The organism is Porphyromonas sp. CAG:1061, from assembly GCF_000435035.1.
Taxonomy (GTDB): Bacteria; Bacteroidota; Bacteroidia; order Bacteroidales; family Porphyromonadaceae; genus Porphyromonas_A; species Porphyromonas_A somerae.
This window is the reverse complement of the sequence record NZ_HF988942.1, coordinates 20,599-29,009: the sequence shown is the minus strand read 5'-3', so window position 1 is coordinate 29,009 and position 8,411 is coordinate 20,599. Positions and strand designations below refer to the sequence as shown.

Below are 8,411 nucleotides of genomic sequence, written 5' to 3'. Positions count from 1 at the left end.
CCACACTCAGCCGATACAGCTAAGTCTGGAGCCTCTGATATTTTCAGTGATATCGAATTTACCTCACTCGGATACTACGCCCTACCCTAAGAGTGGTGCGTGAAGAGATATTATTGAGGCTACATAGTTTATTGACACTCGTACCATGCCTTTTGGCAATTGTGGAGAGCGTATCCCCCTGACGGATGCGATACATCTGCACTCCGCTACTGGAAGTCCTATGGCTAGCCCTATTGATAGCCCTTCTACCATTTCCTCCATTGTACTTAGAGGCGAGGCACAGATACTCCTCACACTTTGGCACACCTGTATTGAAATCAATGAGATGATCAGGATTGATCGCTTGTCCTAGATAACGCGCCTCGAAATGGAGGTGTGGCCCTGTAGAGCGACCAGTGCTACCCCCGAGTGCAATCGGATCACCCGCACGCACAATCTGATTTTCCTTGATCAACACCCTAGAATTATGCGCATAGAGGGTCTCCAATCCATTGGTATGGCGCACAACCACATAGTGCCCATAACCACGGCGGTCGAAGTCCACCATTCGCACCTTGCCATCAAAGGCAGCCCGAATAGTATCTCCCACACGCACCGAGATATCAATTCCGTAGTGCATACGACGGAAACGACGGCGATAGCCATAGCGACTATTCACTCGTTTCAGCTCATCAAGGGGATAGACAAACTGAGATAGATCTACCATAAAGCTATCAGGCACCTCAGCTTTCAAGCTCCCAATAAAGGGATTGACCGCATTGTTGTGCCACGACTGCTCGCCATACAGATCAATAGAGGGATACTGCAAATCCTCCTCCGTAGCAGTACCAAAGCCCATAGACTTATTGATTGCCTTGGTATAATCGGCCAGCTTCTTGTTATTCTTCAGGAAGCCATCATTGTCGGCCATTAACTTTGCCACTTCCGCTATCGCTGTAGAGGTGTCAGCGGGGGGTGGTGTTTTACTCTCTTGCTTTCTTTCGGCCTGCTTTCCAACGGTATAATTGGGCACCTGAGCACTCGCCAATAAACCAATGGATAGGCACGAACATAGAAGTGTAAAAATCCTACTCGTCATTACTTAGAATTCCGATAAAAAAACTCTCAAATAAAATTGGTTGTAAACACGAAATGACCGTAAGGATTATATCCAAAGAACGAGAAATAGGGCTTCCTACCACCCGAAGTCCACAGATAAAACCATCACAATCGCTCGCAAGATACCAATATATTTTATACCTCGGTTGTTTTTTTGCATTTTTTCTGCGTTATTAACACACAAAAGGTACAATTTAAGGTGGAATATGACCACGAAAGATGGAAAATAGGGACCTCTTACAGCACCCTATACAAACTGAGATGCAACTAAGCAATCGGTTAGTTGCATCTCGGCATTTGCTTAGTTGCAACTAACCGATTGCTTAGTTGCATCTCGGCAAACGCTTTTGTATAAGATTGAATTTCAGGTGGTTGCGAAGGGGCCTCTGCGCCCCTTATTTTAGCCAAGTATTCCACCTTACTTCTCAGACTGGAATTCCAGAAGATGCAGTACTTTGTGGAGGTAAAAAGGGATTCTAGACTAATATTGTCTCTATAAATAGGAATCCCACGGTTGACGCCTCTAACGCATAACCCCCCTTAATGGAGGTTAGGGGTTACGCATTAGAAAAGACTATTGTGCGAATGATGATATACAATCTGTTGAGGATAATGGCGTAAGGACCTCGGCAGAGGTCCTTACTTATAGACACCCTGTTAAAAAGTATACGGTAAGAACTTTCCAACGCATAACCCCTTAATGGAGGTTCGGCGATCTCCTTAAGCTCTCTTTTTTTGGTATCTTTGTAGATACAGAAAGAATGATAACAATATGGGCAGAAAAAAGAAAGTAGAGAAAAGAAGGGGGCGGAAGGGTACACAGAAAGTCGGCAGGTCACGATTTTCGAGAGATACCAAGCCCAAGAAAGATAGAAGCGTATCGAGAGTACGTGGCCTAGTGCTTCAGTACTTCCGCAATAGCAAGGGGGAGGCATCGGACTACCGGCAAGTAGCTGAAGGGGTCGGTGCCGAGGGCGACCTAGCAGTGGAGATGGTACGTGAGGCGATGGTGCAGCTGGCACAGGAGCGTGTGCTAGTGGCGGATAGCCTACCCGACCGCTATCGCTATGTAGCACCACGGCAAAAGATGGAGGGCATCCTCCGCCGTAAAGCTGGACGTGGGCACAATATGTTTTACCCCGATGATGGTGGCGAGCCCATCCGAGTGGCTGAGCGAAATACTGGGCATGCGATGGATGGCGACAAGGTGGTGATGAACCGCCTTGCCACCCGTAGAGGTCAAGAACCGGAGGGGGAGATTGTAGAGATCCTAGAGCGTGCCGATACCAATTTTGTAGGGGTGATTTCTATCCTCAATGATGTTGCTTTCCTCATCACCGAGAGTAATAAGCTCGCCAATGACATCTTTATACCTCGTGACAAACTAAATGGAGCTCAGGATGGCGACAAGGTGGTAGTGAAGGTATTGGAGTGGCCCGAGCGAGCCAAGAACCCAGTCGGCGAAGTGCAGGCGGTGATTGGCAAGCCAGGGGACAATGATACCGAGATGCATGCGATCCTAGCAGAGTATGGTCTGCCTTTCAAATACCCTGAGGAGGTGACTTTGGCGGGTGAGAAACTGGACGCCAACAAAGCTTTTAGCGATATCTTCCCCCGCAAAGATTTCCGTAAGCCACTCACCATAACGATTGACCCTGAAAGTGCTAAGGACTTCGATGATGCCCTTTCGCTAGAAAAGGTGGGCGAAGGACGCTGGGAGGTAGGGGTACACATTGCCGATGTGACTGCCTACGTGCTACCCGATGATGAGATTGATCGGGAGGCGGCAAAGCGTGCCACGAGTGTCTATCTAGTGGATCGCACGGTGCCGATGCTTCCAGAGCGTCTTTGCAACGACCTCTGTTCGCTCAAGCCGGGCGTGGATCGCCCCGCCTACTCGGTTATCTTTCAGCTAGATGACGAGGCGAAGGTGCTCGATTATGAGATCACTCGCACCATTATTCACAGTGATAAACGGCTAACCTACGAGGAGGCACAGGCGATGATTGATGGGGCAGAGCAACCCGAGACGGCAGCTATTCAGACCCTCAATAATCTTGCGAAGAAGCTCCGTGCGGATCGTATGAAGGCAGGTGCCATCGCTTTTGAGCGTTCGGAGTTGGCCTTTAGGATTGATGACCAGGGGAAGCCTTTGGAGATTTATGTCAAGCATCCGATCCCAGCCAATCATCTGATTGAGGAGTTTATGCTACTTGCCAATCGTACGGTGGCGAAGCATATCGGCACACTTTATGGTGAGGGGAAGGAGGGACCTACCTTCGTTTATCGTGTCCACGACACTCCCGATGCTGAAAAGCTAGCCGACTTGGCAGAGTTTGTAGGGCGTCTGGGCTACAAGATCAAACCTACTGGCACGCCAGAGCAGATTGCTCGTAGCCTTAATGACCTTCTGAAAAAGGTGCAAGACAAGCCTGAAGCGGAGCTAGTGGAGACGCTCACGATCCGCACTATGGCAAAGGCTATTTATCAGACCGAAAACATCGGTCACTATGGCTTGGCCTTCCCATACTACACACACTTTACCAGTCCGATTCGTAGGCACCCCGATATGATGGTGCATCGCCTCCTTACCCACTATATGAATGGTGGAAAGAGCCTCAAGAGGGCCGATATTGAGGAGATCTGTAAGTATGATTCGGAGCAGGAGCGGAAAGCCACTGAGGCGGAGCGTACCTCTATCAAGTACAAGCAGGTGGAGTTTATGCAAAACCACCTCGGAGAGGTCTTTGACGGGGTGATCAGCGGAGTGAAGGAGTTTGGTGTCTTTGTGGAGCTTATCGCCAATGGTGTGGAGGGGCTGGTGCCTATCCGTGACCTTGACGATGATTATTATGAGCTGGATGAGAAGACCTACTCTCTCGTTGGCTACAATACGAAGCGACGTTTTTCTCTTGGCGATAAACTCACGATACGCGTAGCTAGAGCAGACTTAGACAAGAGGCAATTGGACTTTGAATTACTTTCGTAAAGAGGCAAGATGAAGGACGAGGAGAGGATCATAGAGGGGCTAGAAGAGTTTGACATCCGTGGCATAGAGCAGGGCGATGAATCTTTAAAGAGTAGCATCAAGCAGGAGGAGGATCGGGACAATGCTCTCCGGCCTGCGACGTTTGAGGACTTCCAAGGGCAGCCCTCAGTGGTGGAGAATCTAAAGGTTTTCGTTGCCGCAGCTAAGTTGCGCGGGGAGTCGCTGGACCATGTGTTGCTCCACGGCCCTCCCGGACTGGGAAAGACCACTCTTTCGCAAATCATCGCCAATGAACTAGGAGTGCAGATCAAAGTGACCTCTGGGCCGGTGCTAGATAAACCTGGCGACCTCGCTGGGGTACTGACCTCTTTGGAGCGAAATGATGTACTATTTATCGATGAGATCCATCGGATGCCTCCAGTGGTGGAGGAGTATCTCTACTCTGCAATGGAGGACTATCGGATAGATATTATGATTGATAAGGGGCCGGGGGCAAGGAGTATTCAGATAGACCTCAATCCCTTTACCCTGATTGGGGCGACCACTCGCAGTGGACTACTGACTGCCCCGCTAAGGGCTCGCTTTGGGATCAATATGCACCTTGAGTACTACGATACGGAGACGCTGACGGGGATAGTGAAGCGAAGTGCCGAAATCCTTGGCATCGCCTGCGATGATCAGGCAGCCTTGGAGATCGCACAGAGGAGTCGTTGTACCCCTCGTATTGCCAATGCCCTACTCCGCCGAGTGCGTGACTTTGCACAGGTGAAGGGCTCGGGCCGCATTCACCACAAGATTGCTACCTACGCACTGGAGGCGCTCAATATAGATAAGCATGGGTTGGATCAGATAGACCATAAGATCTTGGGCGTCATCATTGATAAGTTTGATGGCGGTCCAGTAGGGGTCGGCACCATTGCCACAGCCATTGGAGAGGATCCTGGCACGGTGGAGGATGTCTATGAGCCTTTCCTTATCAAGGAGGGCCTTATGAAGCGCACCCCTCGTGGGCGTGAGGTGACTCGCCTAGCTTACGAGCACCTCGGTAAGGAGTGGCGCCCCAACAACCCCAAAAGCCTCTTTGAAGACTTCTAAAGCGTGGTGAGATGAGTGCAGGGATTAAGGCGTTGGCAAAGGATACGGTCATCTATGGTGCGACCAATATCATCAGTAAGTTTCTTAACTGGCTATTGGCACCATTTTATATCCGAGTACTGGCCGATAGTGCTGAGTATGGAATTGTGACCAATCTCTATGCGTGGGTGAGTATCATCTTGGTGATACTCACTCTAGGAATGGAGACGGGGCTATTTAGGTTTATCAATACGAGTGAAGAGCCGAAGCGGGTTTATGCAACTACCTTTAAGATAGTTGGGATGTCGGTGGCACTCTTCTTGCTGGTGGGGCTTCTCGCCTCCTGTAGGATTGCAGAGGGGCTCGGCTATATGTCGCACCCCGAGTACATTGCTATCTTTGTGGTGATTGTGGCTTTGGATGCACTGATGTCCATCCCTTTTGCCTACCTGAGGCATGAGCGTCGGCCGTGGAGGTTTGCTTTCTTCAAGTTCCTCTTCATCTTCCTCAACATTGGGTTCAATCTCTTTTTCCTCCTCCTTTGCCCCTACTTGGTATCAAAAGGGGTGTCGCTGCCTAGCTGGCTATTTCGTGAGGGGTATGGTGTGGGGTACATATTTATCTCCAACCTCCTCGCCTCTACGATTGAGTTTCTATTGATGCTACCAATCATCAAGCCGGCTTTGAGAGGCTTTGATAGGGCACTAGTGAAGCCTTTGCTTCTCTACTGTCTGCCTCTGGTATTGCTCGGCTTGGCAGGTATCTTCAATAAAATGGCGGGGCAGATACTGATTCCTAGCCTCTATGCCGACCGTGCGGAGGGGATGGCACAACTGGGTATCTATGGAGGGAACCTGAAGATCGCGGTGGTAATGGTGATGTTTATTCAGGCCTTTAGGTTTGCTTACGACCCTTTTGTCTTTTCGAAGATGAAGGCGACAGATGGCAATGATGCTTACCGTGTGGCGATGAATTACTTTATCTTCTTTGCGTTGCTGATCTTCCTAACGGTGATGTATGGGATTGATCTATTTAAGCACATTGTGGCACCTGACTACTACAGTGGATTGGTGGTGGTGCCGATTGTGATGGCAAGTGAGATCCTCTTTGGTATCTACTACAATCTATCGGTGTGGTACAAGGTAAGCGACCGCACACACTATGGTGCGACCTTTTCGGTCATTGGTCTGCTGGTGACGCTGGCAGTAATCTACTGGGGGGTGCCACGATTCGGAATTGTCGCTGCAGCGTGGAGTGCCTTTGCCTGTAATGGGGTAATGCTTCTTTGCTCTTATATCCTTGGGCGAAAGCTACATCCGATCCCCTACGACACGGGAAAGAACCTACTGATCATTGCGTTGGCAATGGCCTTTTACTTTGGAGGAATGGCGATAGAGCCTAGTAGCCTTTGGCTGAAGCTTGCTCTAAGAGCTGGGCTTTTGCTACTATTTATGACCCTATCTATCTACTTCTTTGCACCTGAATTGAGAGTTGCACTTCGCCGACTTAAAAGACGATGAAAAACGAGACTAAACCGCTTGACTTCTACGCCATACGGGAGGGGAGCTATCTGGAGGTTCCCTATCTCGATGATGGGCTATTTGCTGGATTCCCTTCGCCAGCAGAGGACCATAATCTTGAGGCAATTGACCTTACTTCCGAGCTGGTTAAGCATCCCAATACCACTTTCTTGGCCCGTGTGGTAGGGGACTCTATGATTGATGCCGATATCTATGAGGGGGATATCATTATTGTAGATCGCTCGCTGGAATTCAATCACAATGATGTCGCGGTCTGCTTTATCAATGGGGAGTTTAATATTAAGTACGTTGAGAAGACGGCCGAGGGTGAGCTCTATCTTGTCTCGGCCAATCCGAAGTATCCTCGGATGAAGGTGGAGCCTGAGGACCACTTTACGCTTTGGGGTGTGGTCACGTATGTGATCCATCAGCCCAACCCACGAAATCGCCATCGCTAGCCTATGTATGGGCTTATTGACTGCAATAACTTTTATGTGAGCTGTGAGCGACTCTTTCGCCCGCAGCTCAATGGGCGTCCGGTGGTGGTGCTCTCCAATAATGATGGCTGTGTGGTCTCTCGCTCCAATGAGGCGAAGGCCCTAGGGATACCGATGGGGGTGCCACTTTTTCAGATTCAAGAGGAGGTGAAGCGATACGGCATCGAGGTGTGTAGCTCTAATTACACGCTCTATGGCGATCTCTCGAGGCGGGTGATGGCAATTATTCGGGAGCAGGTGGGCACTCAGGAGATCTACTCTATAGATGAGTGCTTTGTGCAATTGGATCCACGCGACGACTATATGGCGATGGCTCGGGACCTTCGACGCAAGATTCTGAAAGGGGTGGGGATTCCGACCTGTGTGGGGATATCTAAGACCAAGACACTTGCCAAGCTCGCCAATCGGGTGGCAAAGAAAAACGAACAGCTAAAAGGGGTGTATGCCATTGACGATAATGAGAAGTGGCGAGCCGCCCTTGAGTGGGTAGAGGTGGGTGATATCTGGGGGATTGGTCGGCGTATTTCGGCACGTCTCAATCAGTATGGCGTCTACAACGGGTATCAATTTGTACGAAAAGATTCCAACTGGGTACGTCAATCCTTTACCGTCACAGGGCTAGATACCTACCTTGAGCTAAAGGGAGAGCCACGTATTCCTTTCGCAAAGAATGACCAGGCAAAGAGCATCACCCGGTCACGCTCGTTTGGCACTTTGGTGACCGATGAGCATCAACTCTTCAGTATCATACTGGAGTTTGGGGAGAAGTGCTGTGAGAAGCTAAGGGAGAATAAGCTGGCAGCACTTAAGGTGGCACTGGTACTGCATACTAATGCTTATAGAATCAATGACCAACAGCGTCACGAGTATGTGGAGGCTTACCTAACACTGCCTTCCAACAACCTCACGGAACTGACGCCGATCCTCTACCAACTCTTTAAAAAGGCTTTTCGCCCAGGATTTAATTACAAGAAGGCGGGATTGCTCTTCTCACAACTGGTATATGAAGGGGAGGTGTTGCCTTTTGAAGTGGAAGGACAGGCGGAGCTGAAACGACTGACCACTCTTGCCAAGGAGCTCAAGGATAAGTATGGCGACCATGCCCTCTACATCGCGGCTCGCAACCCGAAGGCACTAGAGGAAGTGGTCACTCGCAATCATGTGAGTCCCAACTACACTACAGAGCTCTCGGATATCCTTAAGATTCAACCAAAGTAAGGCGGTTGATAAAGG

The 8,411-nt window shown here is 49.7% G+C and carries 6 protein-coding genes; 5 read left to right on the top strand and 1 reads right to left on the bottom strand.

The window, feature by feature from the left end; all coding sequences use genetic code 11:
- Positions 1–58: 58 nt before the first annotated feature.
- On the bottom strand, positions 59–1,078 hold the full coding sequence (locus QVO39_RS07910) for a peptidoglycan DD-metalloendopeptidase family protein (protein ID WP_021903714.1): 1,020 nt from the start codon (positions 1,076–1,078) through the stop codon (positions 59–61).
- Positions 1,079–1,870: 792 nt separating this feature from the next.
- Here QVO39_RS07910 and rnr point away from each other — a divergent pair.
- The 5 genes from rnr to QVO39_RS07885 are packed head-to-tail and all read left to right on the top strand — an operon-like array spanning position 1,871 to position 8,396.
- Positions 1,871–4,087 carry a ribonuclease R gene (rnr, locus tag QVO39_RS07905; protein ID WP_021903713.1) on the top strand — a complete coding sequence of 739 codons (2,217 nt, stop codon included), beginning with the start codon at positions 1,871–1,873 and terminating at the stop codon, positions 4,085–4,087.
- Between the two features lie 9 nt (positions 4,088–4,096).
- The gene (gene ruvB / locus QVO39_RS07900) at positions 4,097–5,182 is read left to right on the top strand and encodes a Holliday junction branch migration DNA helicase RuvB (protein WP_021903712.1); all 1,086 of its coding nucleotides are present in this window, start codon (positions 4,097–4,099) and stop codon (positions 5,180–5,182) included.
- 11 nt (positions 5,183–5,193) lie between these two features.
- Complete coding sequence (locus QVO39_RS07895) at positions 5,194–6,681, top strand: lipopolysaccharide biosynthesis protein (RefSeq protein WP_021903711.1); 1,488 nt, start codon at positions 5,194–5,196, stop codon at positions 6,679–6,681.
- Positions 6,678–7,139 (top strand): LexA family protein, encoded by a 462-nt coding sequence (locus tag QVO39_RS07890; protein WP_021903710.1) that lies wholly within the window; start codon positions 6,678–6,680, stop codon positions 7,137–7,139. Before QVO39_RS07895 ends, QVO39_RS07890 begins: the two co-directional genes overlap by 4 nt.
- A 3-nt stretch (positions 7,140–7,142) precedes the next feature.
- The gene (locus QVO39_RS07885; protein WP_021903709.1) at positions 7,143–8,396 is read left to right on the top strand and encodes a Y-family DNA polymerase; all 1,254 of its coding nucleotides are present in this window, start codon (positions 7,143–7,145) and stop codon (positions 8,394–8,396) included.
- Positions 8,397–8,411 lie beyond the last annotated feature (15 nt).

Bases quoted from the DNA above. Each gene is read 5' to 3' on its own strand.
- QVO39_RS07910 (WP_021903714.1), bottom strand. From the start codon at position 1,078: ATGACGAGTAGGATTTTTACACTTCTATGTTCGTGCCTATCCATTGGT.
- QVO39_RS07890 (WP_021903710.1), top strand. From the start codon at position 6,678: ATGAAAAACGAGACTAAACCGCTTGACTTCTACGCCATACGGGAGGGG.
- ruvB (WP_021903712.1), top strand. From the start codon at position 4,097: ATGAAGGACGAGGAGAGGATCATAGAGGGGCTAGAAGAGTTTGACATC.
- rnr (WP_021903713.1), top strand. From the start codon at position 1,871: ATGGGCAGAAAAAAGAAAGTAGAGAAAAGAAGGGGGCGGAAGGGTACA.
- QVO39_RS07895 (WP_021903711.1), top strand. From the start codon at position 5,194: ATGAGTGCAGGGATTAAGGCGTTGGCAAAGGATACGGTCATCTATGGT.
- QVO39_RS07885 (WP_021903709.1), top strand. From the start codon at position 7,143: ATGTATGGGCTTATTGACTGCAATAACTTTTATGTGAGCTGTGAGCGA.